The sequence below is a fragment of the Klebsiella sp. GB_Kp056 genome (assembly GCF_040064755.1).
GTDB lineage: Bacteria > Pseudomonadota > Gammaproteobacteria > Enterobacterales > Enterobacteriaceae > Klebsiella > Klebsiella quasipneumoniae.
In genome coordinates, this window is the sequence record NZ_JBEAJA010000025.1 from 1 (window position 1) to 21,485 (window position 21,485).

At 58.9% G+C, this 21,485-nt stretch carries 22 protein-coding genes and 1 riboswitch; of the genes, 13 read left to right on the top strand and 9 right to left on the bottom strand.

Annotation, left to right across the window (positions count from 1 at the left end; genetic code table 11):
- Positions 1–380 precede the first annotated feature (380 nt).
- Both purH and purD read left to right on the top strand, forming a co-directional pair.
- Positions 381–1,970 (top strand): bifunctional phosphoribosylaminoimidazolecarboxamide formyltransferase/IMP cyclohydrolase, encoded by a 1,590-nt coding sequence (gene purH / locus ABLV52_RS01370; RefSeq protein ID WP_023291607.1) that lies wholly within the window; start codon positions 381–383, stop codon positions 1,968–1,970.
- A gap of 15 nt (positions 1,971–1,985) precedes the next feature.
- Positions 1,986–3,281 (top strand): phosphoribosylamine--glycine ligase, encoded by a 1,296-nt coding sequence (gene purD / locus ABLV52_RS01375; RefSeq protein WP_050534016.1) that lies wholly within the window; start codon positions 1,986–1,988, stop codon positions 3,279–3,281.
- Here the strand turns inward: purD and zraR are convergent.
- Together zraR and zraS are read right to left on the bottom strand one after the other, a co-directional pair.
- The gene (gene zraR / locus ABLV52_RS01380) at positions 3,271–4,602 is read right to left on the bottom strand and encodes a sigma-54-dependent response regulator transcription factor ZraR (protein WP_049014812.1); all 1,332 of its coding nucleotides are present in this window, start codon (positions 4,600–4,602) and stop codon (positions 3,271–3,273) included. The two genes, purD and zraR, sit on opposite strands and share 11 nt — an antisense overlap.
- A complete protein-coding gene (gene zraS, locus ABLV52_RS01385) occupies positions 4,589–5,983 on the bottom strand; it encodes a two-component system sensor histidine kinase ZraS (protein ID WP_132136443.1) in 1,395 nt (464 codons plus the stop codon). The genes zraR and zraS overlap by 14 nt, the downstream gene beginning before the upstream one ends.
- Positions 5,984–6,241: 258 nt before the next feature.
- On the opposite strand from zraS, the gene zraP reads away from it, so the two are divergent.
- The gene (gene zraP / locus ABLV52_RS01390) at positions 6,242–6,679 is read left to right on the top strand and encodes a zinc resistance sensor/chaperone ZraP (RefSeq protein WP_023291603.1); all 438 of its coding nucleotides are present in this window, start codon (positions 6,242–6,244) and stop codon (positions 6,677–6,679) included.
- Positions 6,680–6,682: 3 nt separating this feature from the next.
- Here the strand turns inward: zraP and ABLV52_RS01395 are convergent, their stop codons facing one another.
- The 6 genes from ABLV52_RS01395 to nudC all read right to left on the bottom strand — a co-directional run bounded on the left by ABLV52_RS01395 (position 6,683) and on the right by nudC (position 11,045).
- Complete coding sequence (locus ABLV52_RS01395) at positions 6,683–7,378, bottom strand: DUF1481 domain-containing protein (RefSeq protein WP_023319466.1); 696 nt, start codon at positions 7,376–7,378, stop codon at positions 6,683–6,685.
- Between the two features lie 12 nt (positions 7,379–7,390).
- Complete coding sequence (gene hupA / locus ABLV52_RS01400) at positions 7,391–7,663, bottom strand: nucleoid-associated protein HU-alpha (protein WP_002884342.1); 273 nt, start codon at positions 7,661–7,663, stop codon at positions 7,391–7,393.
- Positions 7,664–7,849: 186 nt separating this feature from the next.
- Positions 7,850–8,440, bottom strand: coding sequence for a YjaG family protein (locus tag ABLV52_RS01405; RefSeq protein ID WP_004206742.1), 591 nt, complete (start codon positions 8,438–8,440; stop codon positions 7,850–7,852).
- 42 nt (positions 8,441–8,482) lie between these two features.
- Complete coding sequence (nfi, locus tag ABLV52_RS01410) at positions 8,483–9,154, bottom strand: deoxyribonuclease V (protein WP_348889923.1); 672 nt, start codon at positions 9,152–9,154, stop codon at positions 8,483–8,485.
- A 12-nt stretch (positions 9,155–9,166) separates the two neighbouring features.
- Complete coding sequence (gene hemE / locus ABLV52_RS01415) at positions 9,167–10,231, bottom strand: uroporphyrinogen decarboxylase (protein ID WP_023291600.1); 1,065 nt, start codon at positions 10,229–10,231, stop codon at positions 9,167–9,169.
- A 40-nt stretch (positions 10,232–10,271) separates the two neighbouring features.
- On the bottom strand, positions 10,272–11,045 hold the full coding sequence (gene nudC / locus ABLV52_RS01420; RefSeq protein ID WP_023291599.1) for an NAD(+) diphosphatase: 774 nt from the start codon (positions 11,043–11,045) through the stop codon (positions 10,272–10,274).
- 94 nt (positions 11,046–11,139) lie between these two features.
- Between nudC and ABLV52_RS01425 the strand changes: the two genes are divergently transcribed.
- The 10 genes from ABLV52_RS01425 to ABLV52_RS01470 all read left to right on the top strand — a co-directional run bounded on the left by ABLV52_RS01425 (position 11,140) and on the right by ABLV52_RS01470 (position 19,912).
- Positions 11,140–11,637 carry an Rsd/AlgQ family anti-sigma factor gene (locus tag ABLV52_RS01425; protein ID WP_023291598.1) on the top strand — a complete coding sequence of 166 codons (498 nt, stop codon included), beginning with the start codon at positions 11,140–11,142 and terminating at the stop codon, positions 11,635–11,637.
- A gap of 53 nt (positions 11,638–11,690) precedes the next feature.
- A riboswitch (TPP riboswitch) is annotated at positions 11,691–11,815 on the top strand.
- A gap of 84 nt (positions 11,816–11,899) precedes the next feature.
- Positions 11,900–13,795 carry a phosphomethylpyrimidine synthase ThiC gene (gene thiC, locus ABLV52_RS01430; RefSeq protein ID WP_023291597.1) on the top strand — a complete coding sequence of 632 codons (1,896 nt, stop codon included), beginning with the start codon at positions 11,900–11,902 and terminating at the stop codon, positions 13,793–13,795.
- The gene (gene thiE, locus ABLV52_RS01435) at positions 13,795–14,430 is read left to right on the top strand and encodes a thiamine phosphate synthase (RefSeq protein WP_049014805.1); all 636 of its coding nucleotides are present in this window, start codon (positions 13,795–13,797) and stop codon (positions 14,428–14,430) included. The genes thiC and thiE overlap by 1 nt, the downstream gene beginning before the upstream one ends.
- A complete protein-coding gene (gene thiF / locus ABLV52_RS01440) occupies positions 14,423–15,178 on the top strand; it encodes a thiazole biosynthesis adenylyltransferase ThiF (protein ID WP_023291595.1) in 756 nt (251 codons plus the stop codon). The genes thiE and thiF overlap by 8 nt, the downstream gene beginning before the upstream one ends.
- Entirely contained in the window at positions 15,162–15,362 is a 201-nt protein-coding gene (gene thiS / locus ABLV52_RS01445) for a sulfur carrier protein ThiS (RefSeq protein ID WP_017901114.1), read from the top strand. The genes thiF and thiS overlap by 17 nt, the downstream gene beginning before the upstream one ends.
- Before the next feature lies 1 nt (position 15,363).
- Entirely contained in the window at positions 15,364–16,134 is a 771-nt protein-coding gene (thiG, locus tag ABLV52_RS01450; RefSeq protein WP_004206751.1) for a thiazole synthase, read from the top strand.
- Positions 16,131–17,264, top strand: coding sequence for a 2-iminoacetate synthase ThiH (gene thiH, locus ABLV52_RS01455; RefSeq protein ID WP_023291594.1), 1,134 nt, complete (start codon positions 16,131–16,133; stop codon positions 17,262–17,264). The genes thiG and thiH overlap by 4 nt, the downstream gene beginning before the upstream one ends.
- 316 nt (positions 17,265–17,580) lie before the next feature.
- Complete coding sequence (locus ABLV52_RS01460) at positions 17,581–19,113, top strand: sensor domain-containing diguanylate cyclase (RefSeq protein ID WP_017901111.1); 1,533 nt, start codon at positions 17,581–17,583, stop codon at positions 19,111–19,113.
- A gap of 172 nt (positions 19,114–19,285) precedes the next feature.
- Positions 19,286–19,591 carry a PTS sugar transporter subunit IIB gene (locus ABLV52_RS01465; RefSeq protein ID WP_002884150.1) on the top strand — a complete coding sequence of 102 codons (306 nt, stop codon included), beginning with the start codon at positions 19,286–19,288 and terminating at the stop codon, positions 19,589–19,591.
- A 3-nt stretch (positions 19,592–19,594) separates the two neighbouring features.
- Entirely contained in the window at positions 19,595–19,912 is a 318-nt protein-coding gene (locus tag ABLV52_RS01470) for a PTS lactose/cellobiose transporter subunit IIA (RefSeq protein WP_004206755.1), read from the top strand.
- A 43-nt stretch (positions 19,913–19,955) separates the two neighbouring features.
- Here ABLV52_RS01470 and dcuB read toward each other — a convergent pair whose 3' ends face one another.
- Positions 19,956–21,296 (bottom strand): anaerobic C4-dicarboxylate transporter DcuB, encoded by a 1,341-nt coding sequence (gene dcuB, locus ABLV52_RS01475; protein ID WP_032454532.1) that lies wholly within the window; start codon positions 21,294–21,296, stop codon positions 19,956–19,958.
- Positions 21,297–21,485: the final 189 nt, after the last annotated feature.

Sequence of the window (21,485 nt, forward strand, 5' to 3'; positions counted from 1 at the left end):
TGTTTGTGTGAAGTGATTCACATCTGCCGTGTCGATGGAGGCGCATTATAGGGAGTTCTCGAGCGCCCGCAATAGAAAAATGGCAGAAAAATGACTGACTGCTGCATTCCCCAGCAAAACCCCGCTTTATACCTCTTTACACACAGAATTATCCACAGGAGAGCGTCAAAACATGACCGAACGCCCCGCGGATCGGCAGCTATATAGAAGGAGAACCATCGGCCTAAAGAGAAAGATAAAAATTCGCGAGCGTTGCGCAAACGTTTTCGTTACAATGCCGCGCTATGACACGGATGCCCGGTTGGGTGCGTTAGGTGAGTTTTTAGGCAAAAACTCACCTAACGCTCTCTGTAATGTTCAAATCCTGGGGATTTAATACCATGCAACAACGTCGTCCAGTCCGCCGCGCTCTGCTCAGTGTTTCTGACAAGGCCGGTATCGTCGAATTCGCGCAGGCGCTTTCCGCTCGTGGTGTCGAGCTGCTGTCCACCGGCGGCACCGCCCGCCTGCTGGCAGATAAAGGCCTGCCGGTAACCGAAGTCTCTGACTACACCGGTTTCCCGGAAATGATGGATGGACGCGTGAAGACCCTGCATCCGAAAGTACACGGCGGCATCCTCGGTCGTCGCGGTCAGGATGATGGCATCATGCAGCAGCACGGTATCGCGCCTATCGATATGGTGGTCGTTAACCTCTATCCGTTTGCCCAAACCGTCGCTCGTGAAGGCTGCTCGCTGGAAGACGCGGTGGAAAACATCGATATCGGCGGCCCAACCATGGTCCGCTCCGCGGCGAAGAACCACAAAGATGTCGCCATCGTGGTGAAGAGCAGCGACTACACCGCCATCATTAATGAAATGGACGCCAACGAAGGCTCCCTGACGCTGGACACCCGCTTCGACCTCGCCATTAAAGCCTTCGAACACACCGCCGCGTACGACAGCATGATCGCCAACTACTTCGGCAGCATGGTTCCGGCCTATCACGGCGAAAGCAAAGAAGCCGCTGGCCGCTTCCCACGCACCCTGAATCTGAACTTCATTAAGAAGCAGGATATGCGCTACGGCGAAAACAGCCACCAGCAGGCTGCCTTCTATATAGAAGAGAATGTCAAAGAAGCTTCCGTGGCAACCGCTACCCAGCTGCAGGGTAAAGCGCTCTCCTATAACAATATTGCCGATACCGATGCGGCGCTGGAGTGCGTGAAAGAGTTCAACGAACCGGCCTGCGTGATCGTTAAGCACGCTAACCCGTGCGGCGTTGCCGTCAGCGACTCGATCCTTGACGCCTACGATCGCGCATACAAAACCGACCCGACCTCCGCGTTCGGCGGCATCATCGCCTTCAACCGCGAGCTGGATGCCGACACCGCGCAGGCGATCATCTCTCGCCAGTTTGTCGAGGTGATCATCGCCCCGTCCGCCAGCGAAGAAGCGCTGAAAATCACTGCCGCGAAGCAGAACGTCCGCGTACTGACCTGCGGTCAGTGGGAAGCGCGCGTTGCCGGTCTCGATTTCAAACGTGTCAACGGCGGCCTGCTGGTTCAGGACCGCGATCTCGGTATGGTCACCGCAGGCGAACTGCGCGTGGTCAGTAAACGTCAGCCGAGCGAGCAAGAGCTGCGCGATGCGCTGTTCTGCTGGAAAGTGGCGAAATTCGTCAAATCCAACGCCATCGTGTATGCCAAAGACAATATGACCATCGGCATAGGCGCCGGCCAGATGAGCCGCGTCTATTCGGCGAAAATTGCCGGGATTAAAGCCGGTGACGAAGGTCTGGAAGTGAAAGGCTCCGCCATGGCCTCCGATGCCTTCTTCCCGTTCCGCGACGGGATTGACGCCGCAGCTGCGGTCGGCATCACCTGCGTTATCCAGCCGGGCGGCTCTATCCGCGACGACGAAGTGATTGCCGCCGCTGACGAACACGGCATCGCCATGATCTTCACCGATATGCGCCACTTCCGCCATTAATTCATGGAGCTGCAGATGAAAGTATTAGTAATCGGCAACGGCGGGCGTGAACACGCCCTGGCCTGGAAAGCGGCCCAATCGCCGCTGGTTGATACCGTCTACGTTGCGCCGGGCAACGCAGGTACCGCGCTGGAGCCGTCGCTGCAAAACGTCGCCATCGGCGTCACCGATATTCCGGCGCTGCTGCGCTTCGCTCAGGATGAAAATATCGACCTGACCATCGTTGGTCCGGAAGCGCCGTTGGTGATTGGCGTGGTCGACGCGTTCCGTGCCGCCGGGCTCGCCATCTTTGGGCCAACCGAAGGCGCGGCGCAGCTGGAAGGCTCGAAAGCCTTCACCAAAGATTTCCTCGCGCGTCATCATATCCCGACGGCGGAATATCAGAACTTCACCGAAGTTGAGCCAGCGCTGGCTTACCTGCGGGAGAAAGGCGCGCCGATCGTCATCAAAGCCGACGGTCTGGCGGCGGGTAAAGGCGTTATCGTGGCGATGACCCTTGAGGAAGCCGAAGCGGCGGTCAAAGACATGCTGGCCGGTAACGCCTTTGGCGACGCCGGACACCGCATCGTCATTGAAGAGTTCCTCGATGGCGAAGAGGCCAGCTTCATTGTGATGGTCGACGGCGAGCACGTCCTGCCGATGGCCACCAGCCAGGATCACAAACGCGTCGGCAACGGCGATACCGGCCCGAACACCGGTGGGATGGGCGCTTATTCTCCGGCGCCGGTCGTGACTGATGAAGTCCATCAGCGCACCATGGAGCGTATTATCTGGCCAACCGTGAAGGGCATGGCCGCGGAAGGCAACACCTATACCGGTTTCCTGTATGCCGGTCTGATGATCGACAAGCAGGGCAACCCAAAGGTCATTGAGTTCAACTGCCGCTTTGGCGATCCGGAAACCCAGCCGATCATGCTGCGCATGAAATCTGACCTGGTAGCGCTGTGCCTCGCCGCCTGCGCCGGCAAGCTGGATGAGAAAACCTCCGAGTGGGATGACCGCGCATCGCTGGGGGTAGTGGTTGCCGCCGGCGGCTATCCGGGCAACTACAACACGGGCGATGAGATCCATGGCCTGCCGCAGCAGGAAGCGGCAGACGGTAAAGTCTTCCACGCCGGCACGAAACTGTCTGACGACCAGCGCGTGGTCACCAACGGCGGGCGCGTACTGTGCGTCACCGCCCTGGGCGATACCGTAGCGCAGGCGCAGCAGCGCGCCTATCAGCTGCTGACCGATATTCGCTGGGATGGCAGCTTTAGCCGAAACGATATCGGCTGGCGCGCCATTGAGCGCGAAAAGGCTAACGGCTAAGTTTCGCCAACAGCGTTTTCCGCGTAATGCCTAACTGACGGGCGGCTTCGGTTTTGTTGCCGCCCGTTTTTTCCAGCGCCGCCAGAATCACCTCTTTTTCGACTTCCACTAGCGGCTGAATCAGCCCCTCCTCGCTCCCGCCTGACGGCAGCGGCGTACCCGCGATCGCCAGCGGCAATTCCCGCCCGGAGATATAGTCCCCGGTCAGTAGCACCACCGCCCGCTCCACCGCGTTTTCCAGCTCGCGAATGTTGCCCGGCCAGGAGTAGTGGATCAGCAGGTCCATCGCCTGTGGCGTGAACCCCTTTACCGCCTTACGATTGCGTTCGGCATAGCGTTTGAGAAAGTGCTGCGCCAGCGGCGGAATATCTTCCCGGCGCCGGCGCAGCGGCGGCATCTCAATAGTCACGACGTTCAGGCGGTAATAGAGATCCTGGCGAAAACGCCCGGCGCTTACCTCTTCCGCGAGGTTGCGGTGGGTGGCGGCGATCAGCCGCACATCAACGGCAAGCGTCTGGTTGCTGCCGACCCGCTGCACCTCCCGCTCCTGAATCGCCCGCAGCAGCCGGACCTGCATCAATGGCGAGATATCGCCAATTTCATCGAGGAATAGCGTGCCGCCATCCGCTTCGACAAAGCGCCCTTCACGTCGCCGATCCGCGCCGGTAAACGCCCCTTTTTCATGGCCGAAGAGTTCCGACTCCAGTAGCGACTCATTCAGCGCCGCGCAGTTGAGCGTCACCAGCGGCTTATCACCGCGCCCGCTGCAGGCGTGGATGGCGCGCGCCACCAGTTCCTTACCGGTTCCCGACTCTCCATAGATCAGCACCGTCGCATCCGAAGGGGCTACCAGCGTAATATTATTAAGAAGCGCCTGCATCGCCGGGCTGTCGCCTATCATGCCCCAGCGCGAACTCGCTGCGGCGGGGTGTTCGCCCTCGCTATGCCGGGTGTGTGCCAGCGCCTGGACTAACGTCTGCTGTAACGTGTCAAAATCCAGCGGTTTAATCAGATAATCCAGCGCCCCGGACTTGATGGCCTCCACCGCCGTATCGACGCTGGAGAACGCCGTCATGATCAGCACCGGGATCGCCGGGTTATAGGCTTTAATCTCTTTTAACGTCGCGATACCGTCCATCTCCGCCATGCGAATATCGCACAGCACCAGGTCGAAGACCTGCTGATGGATCAGCTCCAGCGCCTGCAGGCCGTTGTGGGCTAATACCACCTGATAGCCCCAGCCGCGCAGCAGCGCCTGCAGGATCGTGCAGTGGCTGATGTCATCATCGACAACCAGAATCTGTACCTTATCGCTGCTCATCTTCCCTCCGTTGAGCATCAATCGGTAGCCAAAGCGTAAATATCGCTCCAGCCCCCGGCTGACTTTCGGCGCGGATCGTCCCGCCATGTTGTTCGATAATATTCTGCACCACCGCCAGCCCCAGCCCGGTGCCGTCCGCTTTGGTGGTGAAATAGGGGGTGAAGATGGCCTGCAGCTCTTCGGCAGTCATCCCTTTACCGCTATCTGCGATGACGATTTTCATCCGCTGACGGTCAGCTTCGCTTGCCGATACGCGAATGACGCCGTCACGGCCAATCGCCTGCATCGCGTTCAGGTACAGGTTCAACAGCACCTGGTTCAGGCGGTCGGCATCGGCGTTGATCGTGGAGAGCTCCGGGCGCGGAGTGAATTGCAGCGCGATCCCGCGACTCTGCGCATCCTGGCTGATCAGCTGTAATGAGTGGTGGATAAGCGCGTTGATATCCACCGGCTGATAATTTAAATGCGCGGGCCGGACCAGCTCCAGCAGTTCGCTGACCACCCGGTTCAGGCGGTCGGCCTCTTTGGCCATCACCCGCGCTAACTGATGCGACTCGCCGCCCGGCGGCGTGCGCTCGGCAAAATATTTCGCCAGCCCTTTAATCGACGAGAGTGGATTGCGGATCTCGTGCGCCACGCCCGCCGCCAGATGGCCAAGCGCCACCAGTTTCTCTTTGCGGGCCATCGCCTCCAGCAGTTGTTTTCGCGAGCGGCGATAGCGGCGGAACCAGAACTGGGCGAGGATCGTTGCCGCTGTCACCAGCGCGGCGGCGCCCAGCATGATGACCATATTCCGCTGCCCGCGGGCCTGCGCGGCATCCAGCTCACGGCTATCAAAGGCGATAAAAATCACCTGCGGGACGGTGGCTTGAGCCAGGGCACTGTCGCCGCGATTCATCATGCCCCTATGGTGGCCGCGGGCCGGATTGAGCGGGCGAAACTGGCGATAGACCTCCATGGCCGGCTGCGGCTCGCTAAGCCGCCGCCAGCGCGCCTGTTCGCCAACCGCCAGCGCACGCATCTGCGCGGGGCTGTAGAGCGTTTGGCCCACCTGCTGCGGATCGCTGTGAGCGATGATGGTGCCATTGTCATCAGTCACCGCGAACCACAGGACGCCCGGCTGCCAGGCCATCTCTTCCAGCAGGGCCTGCAGCTGCGCGTGATGCATCCGCATTCCCATGCCGACGCGCGTGCCGGACTCCAGCGCGCGGATCAGTACGCTCCCCTTCTCCTCAATAGTGTGTCGGGCGGCGGTCGTCTCACGACCGTAATCGCGGACGATCATCGCGGAGAATAGCACCACCAGCAGCACCACCGTACCGGTCAGCAGCCAGCTCAGCGCGCCAGCGGCAGCGTCCCGGGAAAAAGGTTTGATCTTCATCGGCGAGTCCTTGTCATCTCCTTTTCGCTATCAGCAGGATCTTTCAGCAGAAATCATGCCATGTTTCCGCACGGCCAAACCTGCTCTCAAACATATCGCCTGCGCTTTAGCGAGTAAAAATGACTCGCCGGTCCCGGGCGGAACGGGTCATTTTTACTCGCCTTCTCTGCCACGGCCTCGGCAGATCTGTTCGGACGGGCTTTTTCAGGCTGGCATGGAAGATGCAATACCAAGAGAAACCACACAGGAGAAAATGCCATGAAACGGAACCGTAACTTACCTCTCGCCCTCGTCACCCTTGCCGCGCTGACCTTCGGCAGCAACGCGGCCTGGGCCAACCACCACTGGGGCAACAATAACGGGATGGGCAACCAGGGCTACAGCCAGCTGACCCAGGAGCAGCAGGCTACCGCGCAAAAGCTGCATAACGACTACTATGCGCAAACCAGCGCCCTTCGCCAGCAGCTGCAGTCCAAACGCTATGAGTACAATGCGCTGCTCACGGCGCAAAAGCCGGACAGCGGCAAGATTGAAGCCGTCGCTCAGGAGATGGAAGGCTTACGCCAGAAGCTGGATCAGCAGCGGGTGAAATTTGATCTCGCGCTGGCTGAGGCAGGCGTTCCCCGCGGCGCAGGCATGGGATATGGCGGCTGTCGCGGTAGCGGCGGCGGTCATATGGGCATGAATCACTGGTAAAGGTTAGAAGCTTTTTTCCGTCGGCTGCCAGGTGCAGAAGTTTTCATTGGCCACCAGCAGCAGTTGAGAGCCTTCCGGCGCCTCAAGCCAGGCAATGCTCACCGCGGCGGAAGCGTGGCTCTGGCGGCGTTCAATGTGCGCCAGCGCCCGACTATCGAGATCGGGCGTCACCGTCTGCCCTTCGCAGGTCAGGACGGTATGCGCGGCGGCGTTCCAGCGCCCCTGACGCAGGACGACCCGACCCTGACGGAGGGCGTCGCTGGTCTGGCGGATCTGCTCGGCGCGATAACGGTACAGCGCGACCTGGTCGCTGGAGAGCTGCTGCTTCTGCCCGTCAACTTCCCGCTGCATAAAGCTCAGATCGCCCTGCGCGTCAAAGCGGGCGCGAATATGTTCCGGCGGCTTGCCGTAGACATTGAGTTCAATAAGCGTCAGCTGATCGCCCTGCCAGCGATATTCGCTGGTCGAGGTGTCCCCGTGACGCCACGGGCTGAAGGCGGCGAGAAGATGGACTTCATCGCCAGAATCTTTACGCCAGATACGCATCGCCCCCTGGTTGTCCGCATAACCGCTGGCGGTAAACGGTGGTAGCGACGCGTTATGGCTGCAGGCAGTTAGCAACAGGATGCCCGCCAGCGCCAGAGGCCGGCGCCAGACAGACAAAAGGGGCTTAATAGCCCCTTCGATAAAACTGTTCACTGCCACGCGGTCTTACTTAACTGCGTCTTTCAGTGCTTTGCCAGAAACAAATGCCGGCACGTTAGCTGCAGCGATTTTGATCTCTTTACCGGTCTGCGGGTTGCGGCCAGTACGCTCAGCGCGGTGGTTCACTTTGAAGGTACCGAAACCAACCAGTTGAACAGCATCACCTTCTTTCAGAGACTCAGTAATTGCAGCCAGGGTAGATTCCAGGGCAGCTTTAGCCTGTGCTTTGGACAGGTCAGCTTTGTCCGCAATTACATCAATCAGTTGAGTCTTGTTCATAAGTTATCCTTACAATGTGTTTATCGCTTGCTAAGCATCGAGTGCGACGGAAATGCCAAAAAAGCACCCTCCTGCATACACGCACCGATAGCCACTTTTTTTCGCCCTCCAAATGTAGACCAGACGGGGGGCGGAATGGAAGCCTTCAGACGCTACAATTCAGGCGGTAAATCACGTTTTCTGGTCTCACTGCTGAAAATTTATACCAATATTGCTCTCGCCGGCCTCACGCAGGTCCGCGCGCAGGCCTTTTATCAGCTCAAGGTCACGCTCTTCGCAGTCGGCCAGCAGGCGGAAAATTTCCCACTGAATGTCCCATTCCTGCTCTACCGCCGGGTTCGCTTTCAGCTCTTCGTCGGTCATTTCGCGGCCTTCCTGGGTCATTTCCAGCATCGCCACGGTGGTGATGGAGGTTTTGCTCACCTCGATCGCGTGCTCGAGCGTTTCGCCGCTCAGACGGGAATGGATCAGTTCGCTCAACGCCACGCAGGCGTCTATGGCCGGATAAACACCGTACAGGTCGAAATCATCTGCCGCCGGGATTGCCTCTTCCAGTTTCTCCAGCTGACTGTCGAAATTCACCTTCGCATCTTTGACCGTCAGCGTTTCCCAGATCAGATCCAGGATACGACGGTACAGCTGGCCGTCGCCAAACTCGGTTTGCTTGCAGAACATCGCGTAGTTGGGGTACATACGCTCGCACAGGCAGGCCATAAAAGTGACATGCTGCCAGCTTTCCAGCTTCTCCAGGCGCAGGTGAATCGGGTTTTGTAACATGATGAATTCTCGAAGTCAGAAATTAGGCGCAGTGTACCTGAATCAGCTGTGATTTGCTTGCCAACGCACAAATGACGGACGGCGGGACGCCACCGCATCAGCCCAACGCGTCGGCTCGGGCAGACGATAGCCTCGCATGCAGCGTTCGACCCACATTAAGGCGCTGTCCATGCCCACCCGGTGGCCGGTGCTAATAAACAGCGGGTTGCAGCGGACTTTACTGCGCCAGACCCAGGCCAGTTGTTCATTTTTATCCATCAGCGGGGCCAGCGCGCCGGGGGCATCACCCAGTTCGCCGATTTTTCCACACAGCCGTTTTTTCGCCACCCCGATGGTCGGCACGTCGATCATCAGGCCAAAATGGCTGGCGACGCCCAGCCGCCGGGGATGGGAAATACCGTGTCCGTCAACAAACAACAGGTCCGGTTTTTGCGAAAGCTGCTCCCACGCCGCCAGCAGCGCAGGCGTTTCGCGAAACGAGAGAAAGCCGGGAATATAGGGCATGGAGGTGGCGACGCGCGCCACCTGATACTCCACCAGCTCCAGTTCAGGCCAGGTCAGCAGCACCATCGCAGCTCGGGTGACTTCCCCTTCCTGCTCAAACCCGACATCCGCACCGCCGATCAATACTGGCGGGTCGCGATCCAGTCGATCCGCCCGCTCTACCGACGTGGCTAACTGTTGCTGTTGGATACGGAGTGCGGCTAAATCCATATGGCTGATCTCCTACTGGTGATAGGGTGCGGAAAGACGATGCACCGCTTCAACAAAGACGCCCGCATGCTCAGGGTCAACGTCCTGATGGATGCCGTGGCCGAGGTTAAAGACGTGGCCTTCCCCCTGACCAAAGCCGGCGAGGATGGTCGCGACTTCTTCTTCAATACGCGCGGCGGGCGCATAGAGCATGGACGGATCCATATTGCCCTGCAGCGCGACTTTGTTGCCCACGCGACGACGGGCATCGGCAATATCGGTGGTCCAGTCGAGACCCAGCGCGTCACAGCCGGTCTCCGCCATCGCTTCCAGCCACTGACCGCCGCCTTTGGTGAACAGCGTCACCGGCACGCGGCGGCCTTCGTTTTCCCGCAGCAGGCCATCGACGATTTTATGCATGTAGTAGAGGGAGAACTGCTGGTAGTCGCGGCCGGTCAGCACCCCGCCCCAGGTGTCAAAAATCATCACCGACTGCGCGCCGGCTTTGATCTGCGCGTTGAGATACAGGGTGACGCTCTTCGCCAGCTTATCCAGCAGCGCGTGCAGCGCCTGCGGGTCGGCGTACATCATCTTTTTGATGACGGTGAAAGCCTTGCTGCTGCCGCCTTCCACCATGTAGGTCGCCAGCGTCCATGGGCTACCGGAAAAACCGATCAGCGGCACTTCGCCTTTCAGTTCGCGGCGAATGGTGCGCACGGCATTCATCACGTAGCCCAGTTCCTGCTCGGGATCCGGGACAGGCAGCTTGTCGACGTCGGCTTTGCTTTTCACCGGCGAGGTGAAGCGCGGGCCTTCGCCTGCCTCAAAGTACAGCCCCAGACCCATGGCGTCCGGGATGGTCAGGATGTCCGAAAAGAGGATCGCCGCGTCCAGCGGGTAACGACGCAGCGGCTGGAGCGTCACTTCGCAGGCCAGCTCGGCATTTTTACACAGCGACATAAAGTCGCCCGCTTGCGCACGGGTGGCTTTGTACTCCGGTAAATAGCGGCCCGCCTGGCGCATCATCCACACCGGGGTGACATCAACCGGCTGACGCAGCAGCGCGCGCAGGTAACGATCGTTCTTCAGTTCGGTCATTTTTACATTCCTTTAGCGTTGATACGCCCAGTGTAACATGTCACTCGAACTCTGCCCGACACATCGCGACGGTATCTTCGATAAGCCGGCGCGCCACCGTCCCCGGCGGCGGCAGAAGCGGCAGATCGTCATAGCGGTACCAGTCCGCGCTGAGTAACTCTTTTTTATCCACCACGATATCGCCCTCCGCGTAATCCGCCATAAAGGCAGTCATCAGCGACTGCGGGAACGGCCACGGTTGAGAAGTCACGTAGCGCAGATTTTTCACCCGGATACCGCTCTCCTCCATCACCTCACGGGCAACGGCCTGCTCGAGGGTTTCGCCGACCTCGACGAACCCGGCCAGCACGGTGTGTACCCCATTGCGATGTCGGGTATGTTGCGCCAGCAGGATCGCATCGTCGCGACGGATAGCGACGATAATGCACGGGGCAATTTGCGGGTAGTAACGTTCACGACAGTGGCTGCACAGCATCGCCCATTCGCTTTTACTGGCATGCATCGGGTGACCGCAGTAGCCGCAAAATTTATGCGATCGATAAAATTCGGCGAGCTGGATCCCCCGTCCCGCCAGCTGAAAGAGTCCCGGATCCTGATCCAGCACCTGGCGTAACGATCCCATGTCATGGCGACGATCCTGGCGCACCATCCACACCGGATCGCCCTGCCATTCGCCGATATGCAGCGCATGCTGGCCGACAAGATCGAAATTAACCGCTTCGCCATGTGGTAATTCTCCACCTGGCAACCATAATTTTTGTTCGTGACTGACAACCCACCAGCCGCGATCTAATTTTTCAATAATACGATCCATATCTATTGCACTACCTTTGCTTCACTGGCATGTTGTTAACATTATATTTACATTTTTGGTGAGCAGATTTAAATCAAAACTAGCGGAGTCAATCATGCTAAACCAGCTGGAAAATCTGACGGAGCGCGTTGGCGGTAGTAATGAACTGGTCGATCGCTGGCTACAAGTGCGTAAGCATCTGCTCGTGGCTTACTACAATCTGGTTGGCCTGAAACCGGGCAAAGAGTCGTTTATGCGGCTAAACGAAAAGGCGCTGGATGACTTTTGCCAAAGTCTGGTGGATTACCTCTCGTCCGGTCATTTTAGTATTTATGAACGCATTATTGGCGAAATGGAAGGCGATACCCCACTTTTAGCCGCCACCCGGCTTTACCCGCAGCTGGAAGCCAATACCCAGCAGATGATGGACTACTACGATACCTGCCTCGAAAACGCCATTGATCATGATAACTACCTTGAATTTCAGCAGGCGCTGTCGGATATCGGCGAGTCGCTGGAAGCGCGTTTCGCCCTGGAAGATAAACTGATCGCCCTCGCCGTCGCCCATCATCTGAACGATGAGGTGCGCGATAATATTGCCCCGACCGCTTGAGTTGTGCGCAATTAACGAGTAGTTTACCTTCATTCCCCCTCTCCGGAGGGGATGTCATCTTGTCGGAGTGCTTATTTTCCATGTGAAGGCTAACGTGGAAAAGGCTGAGACCGTTAATTCGGGATCCGCGGAACCTGATCAGGCTAATACCTGCGAAGGGAACAAGAGTAAACTGCTGTTCGCGTCAGTCCGTCAGGGCCGATCGCATCTGTTACTCCATCCGTCGTCTGACAAGCCATGTCCTTTTCATCTGGAATGCGCTATGTCTACTACCAAACTGACCCGTCGTGAGCTACGCGAGCACGCGCAGCGATTTATCGATACGCTGGAAGGCGCTGCTTTCCCTAATTCGCGCCGTATCTACATTCAAGGTTCACAAGCGGATATCCGCGTCCCAATGCGTGAAATCCAGCTCAGCCCAACCCTCGTCGGCGGCGATAACGATAACCCACAGTACGAAGCCAACGAACCGATCCCGGTGTATGACACCTCCGGACCTTATGGCGACCCGGATATTGGCATTAATGTCCGCCAGGGGCTGGCCAGGCTGCGCCAGCCGTGGATCGACGCGCGCAATGACTGTGCCCCGCTCAGCGAACGCAGCTCGGCCTATACCAAAGCGCGGCTGGCCGATGACGGCCTTGATGAGCTGCGCTTCAATAGCCAGCTGAAGCCAAAACGCGCCGTTGCCGGCAAATGTGTTACCCAACTGCACTACGCCCGCCAGGGGATCGTCACCCCGGAGATGGAGTTCATCGCCATTCGCGAAAACATGGGCCGCGAACGTATTCGCAGCGAAGTTCTGCGCCAGCAGCATGCCGGCGAAGGCTTCGGCGCCCGTCTGCCGGAAAACATTACCCCTGAGTTCGTCCGTGATGAAGTGGCCGCCGGGCGCGCCATCATCCCGGCCAATATCAACCACCCGGAGTCTGAGCCGATGATTATCGGCCGCAACTTCCTGGTAAAAGTGAATGCTAATATCGGCAACTCGGCGGTGACCTCCTCCATCGAAGAAGAGGTCGAGAAGCTGGTCTGGTCCACCCGCTGGGGCGCCGATACGGTGATGGATCTCTCCACCGGCCGCTATATCCACGAAACCCGCGAGTGGATCCTGCGTAACAGCCCGGTACCGATCGGCACCGTACCGATTTACCAGGCGCTGGAGAAAGTCAACGGCATCGCCGAGAACCTCACCTGGGAAGCCTTCCGCGATACCCTGCTGGAACAGGCCGAACAGGGGGTCGACTACTTCACCATTCACGCCGGCGTACTGCTGCGCTACGTCCCGATGACCGCGAAGCGTCTGACCGGCATCGTTTCGCGCGGCGGCTCAATCATGGCCAAATGGTGCCTGTCGCACCATCAGGAAAACTTTCTCTACCAGCATTTCCGCGAAATCTGCGAAATCTGCGCCGCCTATGACGTGTCGCTGTCGCTGGGCGATGGCCTGCGCCCCGGCTCCATTCAGGATGCCAACGACGAAGCGCAGTTCTCCGAGCTGCGCACTCTCGGCGAGCTGACGAAAATCGCCTGGGAGTATGACGTGCAGGTGATGATCGAGGGCCCCGGCCACGTGCCGATGCAGATGATCCGCCGCAATATGACCGAGGAGCTGGAGCACTGCCACGAAGCGCCGTTCTACACCCTCGGGCCGCTCACCACCGACATTGCGCCGGGCTACGACCATTTCACCTCCGGCATCGGCGCGGCGATGATCGGCTGGTTCGGCTGCGCCATGCTGTGCTATGTCACGCCAAAAGAGCATCTCGGCCTGCCCAACAAAGAGGATGTGAAGCAGGGGTTGATTACCTACAAAATCGCCGCCCACGCCGCCGACCTGGCGAAAGGTCACCCCGGGGCGCAGATCCGCGATAACGCCATGTCGAAGGCGCGCTTTGAATTCCGCTGGGAAGACCAGTTTAACCTCGCGCTGGATCCGTTTACCGCCCGGGCCTATCACGATGAAACCCTGCCGCAGGAATCCGGCAAAGTTGCCCACTTCTGCTCCATGTGCGGTCCGAAATTCTGCTCAATGAAGATCACTCAGGAAGTCCGCGACTACGCCGCCAGACAGGCCATCGACGCCGGCATGGCCGATATGTCGCATCACTTCCGCGCCCGCGGCGGCGAAATCTACCTGAAACAGGAGGAAGTCTGATGTATCAGCCTGATTTTCCACCCGTCCCGTTTCGTCTCGGACTCTACCCGGTAGTGGACAGCGTGGCGTGGATTGAGCGCCTGCTCGAAGCCGGCGTGCGTACTATTCAGCTGCGCATCAAAGACCGACGCGACAGCGAGGTGGAGGATGACGTCATCGCCGCCATCGCCCTTGGCCGCCGCTATCACGCCCGGCTGTTCATTAACGATTACTGGCGACTGGCGATCAAGCACCAGGCCTACGGCGTGCATCTCGGACAAGAAGATCTGGAAACCACCGATCTGAGCGCCATCCGCCAAGCCGGGCTACGTCTGGGCGTCTCCACCCATGACGATATGGAGATTGATGTCGCCCTGGCGGCGCGCCCCTCTTACATCGCCCTGGGTCACGTCTTCCCGACGCAAACCAAACAGATGCCCTCCGCGCCGCAGGGGCTCGATCAGCTTGCCAGACATATCCAACGCCTGGCGGATTACCCCACCGTGGCGATCGGCGGAATTAGCCTTGAAAAGGCCCCAGCGGTGCTGGCGACCGGCGTCGGCAGCATCGCAGTGGTCAGCGCCATCACCCAGGCGGCGGACTGGCGGGCAGCGACCGACCAGCTGCTGACGCTGGCGGGAGCGGGCGATGAATGATCACGACTTTATGCGCTATAGCCGTCAGCTGCTGCTGGAGGATATCGCCATCGAGGGGCAGCAGAAGCTGTTAGCCAGCCGGGTGCTGATTATCGGCCTTGGCGGGCTGGGCTCCCCGGCGGCGCTCTATCTTGCCGGGGCTGGCGTCGGGACGCTGACCCTGGCCGATGACGACGCCGTGCATCTCAGCAATCTGCAGCGGCAGATCCTGTTCACCAGCGCGGATATCGATCGGCCAAAAGCCGCGGCGGCAAAGACGCGGCTCAGCCAGCTAAATCCGCAGATCAAACTGGTTGCGCTCCAGCAGCGGTTAAGCGGCGAGGCGCTGCGCGCCGAGGTGGCGAAAGCGGACGTGGTGCTGGACTGTACCGATAACATGGTCACCCGCCAGGCGATCAATGCCGCCTGCGTGGCCCTCGACATCCCGTTAGTGACCGCCAGCGCCGTCGGCTTCGGCGGTCAGCTGATGGTGCTCACCCCCCCCTGGACGCAGGGCTGCTATCGCTGCCTGTGGCCGGATAGCGACGAACCGCAGCGCAACTGCCGCACCGCGGGGATCGTCGGCCCGGTGGTCGGCATGATGGGCACGCTGCAGGCGCTGGAGGCCATCAAGCTGCTCAGCGGCATGACGACGCCGCGCAACACTCTGCGGCTGTTCGACGCCCGCACCAGCAACTGGCGTAACCTGGCGCTACAGCGTTCCCGGGGCTGCCCGATTTGCGGAGGGCGGCATGCAGATCTGGTTTAACGACGAGCCGCTGGCGTGCGCCGACCATCTCAGCGTCAGCGCCCTGCTGACCCAGCTCGAACAGCTGCAGCCGGGCGTCGCGCTGGCGCTCAATCAACACATTCTGCCGCGCGACCGGTGGGAAGATCATCTCTTGCAGGAAGGCGATCGAGTCCTGCTTTTTCAGGTTATCGCTGGAGGCTGACATGTTACGTATTGCAGACAAAACATTTGAATCCCATCTTTTCACCGGTACCGGCAAATTCGCCGCCCCGGAGGTGATGGTTGAGGCGATTCGCGCCTCGGGCAGCCAGCTGGTCACCCTGGCGATGAAGCGCGTCGATTTACGTCAGCACAATGACGCCATCCTCGCCCCGCTGCTGGCGGCGGGAGTCAGCCTGCTGCCGAATACCTCGGGCGCCAAGACAGCGGAAGAGGCGGTATTTGCCGCCCGCCTGGCACGGGAAGCCTTGGGCACCCACTGGCTGAAACTGGAGATCCACCCGGACGCCCGCTGGCTGCTGCCCGACCCGATTGAAACCCTGAAAGCGGCGGAGCTGCTGGTCCGCGAAGGGTTCGTGGTGCTGCCCTACTGCGGCGCCGACCCGGTGCTGTGTAAACGGCTGGAAGAGGCTGGCTGCGCGGCGGTGATGCCCCTGGGCGCGCCGATCGGCTCCAATCAGGGGCTGGAAACCAAAGCCATGCTGGAGATTATTATCGAGCAGGCGACGGTGCCGGTGGTGGTCGACGCCGGCATCGGCGTCCCAAGCCATGCGGCGCAGGCGCTGGAAATGGGCGCGGACGCGGTGCTGGTCAATACCGCTATTGCCGTCGCCGACGATCCCGTGGCCATGGCCCACGCTTTCCGTATGGCGGTCGAGGCCGGCTTGCTGGCCCGTCAGGCCGGACCGGGGGCGCGCAGCGCGCAGGCGCAGGCCACCAGCCCGCTCACCGGATTCCTGGAGGCGCTGGCATGAAAACCTTCAGCGATCGCTGGCGGCAGCTGGAGTGGGACGACATCCGCCTGCGCATCAACGGTAAAACCGCCGCCGATGTCGAACGGGCGCTGGCGGCCAAACAGCTGACCCGCGACGACATGATGGCCCTGCTTTCGCCGGCGGCGGCCGGGTATCTTGAACCTCTGGCCCAGCGCGCGCAGCGGCTTACCCGTCAGCGCTTCGGCAATACCGTCAGCTTCTACGTGCCGCTGTATCTTTCCAACCTGTGCGCCAACGACTGCACCTACTGCGGCTTCTCGATGAGCAACCGCATTAAGCGCAAGACGCTGGATGCTGCCGAGATTGCCCGCGAGTGCGCCGCGATCCGCGACCTGGGCTTTGAGCATCTGCTGCTGGTGACCGGTGAGCATCAGGGCAAGGTGGGAATGGATTATTTCCGCCAGCACCTGCCGGCAATCCGCAGCCAGTTTGCCTCGCTGCATATGGAGGTGCAGCCGCTGGCGACCGACGAGTATGCCGAGCTGAAAACCCTGGGGCTCGACGGGGTGATGGTCTATCAGGAGACCTATCACGAAAGCATGTACGCTCAGCACCACCTGAAAGGGAAAAAGCAGGATTTCTTCTGGCGGCTGGATACGCCGGATCGCCTGGGCGAGGCGGGGATCGATAAGATCGGCCTTGGCGCGCTGATCGGCCTTTCCGACAGCTGGCGGGTGGACTGCTTTATGGTCGCTGAGCACCTGCTGTGGCTGCAGCAACGCTACTGGCGCAGCCGCTATTCGGTCTCCTTCCCGCGTCTGCGTCCCTGCGCCGGCGGCATTGAACCGGCCTCGCTAATGGATGAGCGTCAGCTGGTGCAGACCATCTGCGCCTTCCGCCTGCTGGCGCCGGAGGTTGAGCTGTCGCTATCCACCCGCGAATCCCCCTGGTTCCGCGACCGGGTGATCCCGCTGGCGATCAATAACGTCAGCGCCTTCTCCAAAACCCAGCCCGGGGGTTACGCCGACGACCATCCGGAGCTTGAGCAGTTCGCGCCGCACGATGACCGTCGGCCTGAAGAAGTCGCCAGCGCGCTGGCTGCCCGCGGCCTGCAGCCGGTGTGGAAAGACTGGGACAGCTGGCTGGGACGCGCCTCGCAAACCTCATGATGTACAGTGTAAGCGCCTGATATTTTTGCGTGCCTGCACGAGAGATGAAAAACGGAGGCTGGCCCGCCAGGCGCCCTTTTTCTATTCTGCCCGGGTCAGCAGCGGACGCTGACCAGGGCGAACCTTTTCTTCCTCATTTTCGCCCTGCCTCTCCGCGCTGATCGAGGGCCTGTTCATTGTCGCCGAATATAAATCACGATACATGAAGGCCTCAGAGTTATAATTGAGCAATAGTTAACTGATTCGATCGGCAGGCGTCGCAGTCGCAACCTGCGTTCGGACCCATGGTTTATACATCCGGGACGATTAACGATTCATGGCTCTACACAATAGAAAGCTCTCTTTCACGACGCCGATCGTCGTGGGGTTTGCCGGCATCTTGCTCAGTTTTATGCTGATCGCTATTTTTGTCACCCTGGCGCAGCGAAAAGATTTTCTTGAAGATTATCACGACATTAACCGCAACTTTACCCACAACCTGGCGATCAACTACACGGAAACCCTGCTGCGGGAAAATGATTTTATCCTTGGGCGCGCGGTCGCCTTCTTTGCCCGCAATGACGAACTGAATCGCGCAGTCAATGTGGAACCGGAGAAAGGGTTAACGACGCTGATGCAGTTACAGAACATGATGCCGAGCGTCTCATCCATCTCGCTGGCGGATACCGAGGGCCACTATCTGCGCGCCCCGGAGGTGCTGGAAAATGAAGACAGTCAGGCTTTCGATCCCAGAACACGACCCTGGTTTATCAAACAGGCGGAAGCCAGCACCTTCAGCCACTACACCAGCCCATATATGGATTTTTTTACCCACCATCCGACGATTACCATTTTCAAACCCATCATCACCCCGGAGGGGAAACTCAAGGGCAGCCTGGCCTTTCATCTCGATCTCACCTCCATGGGGTTCGCGCTGCGCCAGATGGTGGCCCCCGTACAGGGCGAGTTTTTTGTGGTGCAGCGTGATGGCAAAGTGGTCCTGCACTCCGACCCTGGCGCGCTGTTTAAACCCTTCGTCAGTAATGAGCTGATGGATAAAATGACCAGCGGCGAGGGGCAGCTTTACGATCCCGGGAGCGACACCTGGTATTACTATTATTCCTTTACCAATCCCGACTGGTTTGTGATTTTCCGTGTCGATAACACTACCCTGGTTAATCTGACGCGCCATGAAACCAATTTAGTGATCGGCGGTTTCGCCCTCGCGGCGATCATCATCATCCTGTTCGGCCTTTATCTGCGTCATGCCTCCCGCACCGTGCTGATGAATATCATCAATGCGATTAAAACCGGCGACGTCAAACGCGCCCCACGCCTCGAGGCGATGCTGAGTAAAGCCATTGAAACTAATAAGCAGCGCGAACTGACCTACGTCCGCCAGGCGACCATTGACGCGCTCACCGGCTGCAAGAACCGCCGCGCCTTCGACAGCGATATTGCCGCGCTGATGAACGATCATCAGCCGTTCGCCCTCGCGCTGGTCGATATCGATAACTTTAAATCGATCAACGACACCTGGGGTCACCTCAACGGCGATATCGTTCTGCGTAACGTCGCCCGCGAAGGGCTGCAGGTCCTCCAGCCGCTGGAGATATCCCTCTATCGCTATGGTGGTGAAGAGTTCGCGGTGGTCTTTCCTGCCGAACATATTGATAACGCCCGCACGCTGCTGGAAACATGGCGGGTAAACGTCGAACGGCGCACCTGGCGCGAAGATGGCCTGACGGTCACCTTCAGCGCCGGGCTGGGGGAATGGAACATGGAGCCGCTGGATAAACTGGTGGTGAGCGTCGATGAAGCGCTGTACAAAGCCAAACAGCAGGGTAAAAACCGTATCCTGCGCGCCTAGGGCTTTAGCGCCGCAACCGCCCACTTCGGTGGGCTTTTTTATTTTTTCCGGCAAAAATGAAACCGGTTTCAATTTTTGTGTGATGACTTACACACAATCACGGTAAAGCGGTTGTCGCATCGCCAGGGCCGCGATAAACATAAGACATCACGGAACACAAGGGCCACTGACTATGAAGAATATCGTTTTGTGCTGTGCCGCCGGTATGTCTACCAGCATGCTGGTTCAGCGTATGCAAGATGCCGCGCAGAAGAAAGGTGTTGAGGTCTCAATCAAGGCCGTACCGGTCGCCGAGTTTAAAGATAATCTGGCCGCCGCCGACATTATTCTGCTCGGCCCGCAGGTGAAATATGAGCAGGCGAAGCTGCAGGCGCTGGCCGACCCGTTCGGCAAAAAGGTCGCCGTGATCGATATGATGGACTACGGCATGATGAAAGGTGATGCCGTTCTGGATAAAGCCCTTAAGATGCTGGAGTAATCGATGGAAGATTTAGAAACGATCATCATGGAGCTGCTGGTTAACGCGGGTTCTGCGCGCAGCGCGGCGCTGACGGCGCTACAGCTGGCGCGGAAAGGCGATTTTGCCGCAGCGGAGCAGGCCATGGCCGAGTCCCATGAGTTCGTCAAACATGCGCATAAAATTCAGACCCAGCTTATCGGCCTGGATGAAGGCAGCGGTAAGCTACCGGTCAACCTGATCACTGTGCATTCTCAGGACCATCTGATGAACGCCATGGTCATTCAGGATCTGGCGACCGATATGATTGAACTATACCGTCGCCTGCCCCTCGCGCAATAATCTCTCGAATTGAACGGGCGTCGCTGCCGGCGCCCGTCCCCGCTTACAGAAAGCCGTACATCGCAGCGAATACCCAGCCAAAAACGCAGGAGACGCCAACGCCGATGAGCCCGGGCAGGATAAAGCTGTGGTTAATCACAAAGCGGCCAATATGGGTGGTCCCTGAGCGGTCAAACTGGATCGCCGCCAGATCGCTGGGGTAGGTCGGCAGAATATAGTAGCCATAGCAGGCCGGCGCAGAAGCCACGATATAGGCCGGGTCGACGCCGATGGCCAGGGCCACCGGAACAATCGCCGCCAGCGCTGCCGCCTGCGAGTTTACAAACTTCGAAACCAGCAGCAGCACGATGGCATAGGCCCATGGATACTCTTTGACCATCTCCCCGAGCACCCCTTTAATTTCGGTCATGTGAGCGCCAAACATGGTCTCCGCCATCCAGGCGATGCCGTACACCGCGACGATAGCGATCATTCCCGAACGAAAGACCTCATTTTTGGAAATCGATGCCGGGTTGGTTTTAGTAATGATGATGATCAGCGCCCCGGAGAGCAGCATAAACATCTGGATCACCAGCACCATCGACAGCGGTTTACCGTCAAAGGTCGGACGCAGTTCAGAGAAGGCGCCGAGCAGTGCCACCACAGCGATGGAGGCCAGAAAAATCCACATCGCTATCCAGTTGCTGGTGGGCAACTTTCTATCCAGCAGCGTCGCCGTATCGCCATAGACGTAATGGCGGTTCTCCGGTACCGCAATAAACGCCTGGAAGGCTTCGTCTTTATCCAGATCTTTGCCACGGAACCAGCTGAAGATGCCAATGGCTAAAATGCCCAGCAGCGTGGAAGGAATGGTTATCGCCAGCAGATCGAGAAATTCGAGATGTTTACCGTTAAAGGTAAAATTCCCCAGCATCGCCACCAGCGAGACCACCGCCACCGAGACCGGGCTGGCGATGATCCCCATCTGGGCGCCAATGGAGCTGGCGGCCATCGGACGCTCCGGGCGAATGTTATTCTTAATCGCCACATCGTAGATAATCGGCAGGATGGTATACACCACGTGACCGGTACCGCAGAGGATAGTCAGCGTGCAGGTGACGAAAGGCGCCACAATAGAGACATATTTTGGGTTACGCCGCAGCAGCTTCTCGGCAATCTGCAGCATGACATCCAGGCCGCCGGACGCCTGTAGCGTCGCCGAGGCGGCCACCACCGCAATGATCACCAGCATCACATCAACCGGCGGTTTACCCGGCTGGAGATGAAAAACAAAGACGAGGATCACTAAACCGATGCCGCCCAGCAGCCCCAGCGCAATACCGCCTTTTCGGGCACCATAAAACAGACAAATTAAGATAATAATGAGTTGTATCGCGAATTCCATGCAGCCCCCAGAGCCTGTCCGCTCAGACCTAAAGTAATGATCCCTACCAGCCTGCCGGGATTATTTCTGCGCCTTGTTGGGGGAAGCATGAGATGCAGCGATCCCTCTCCAGGCCGTCGCGCCGAAGATAAAGCAGCAGCAGTAATCCCATGATTCATCAGGTATTTTGAATATATCCTCTTTAAATTG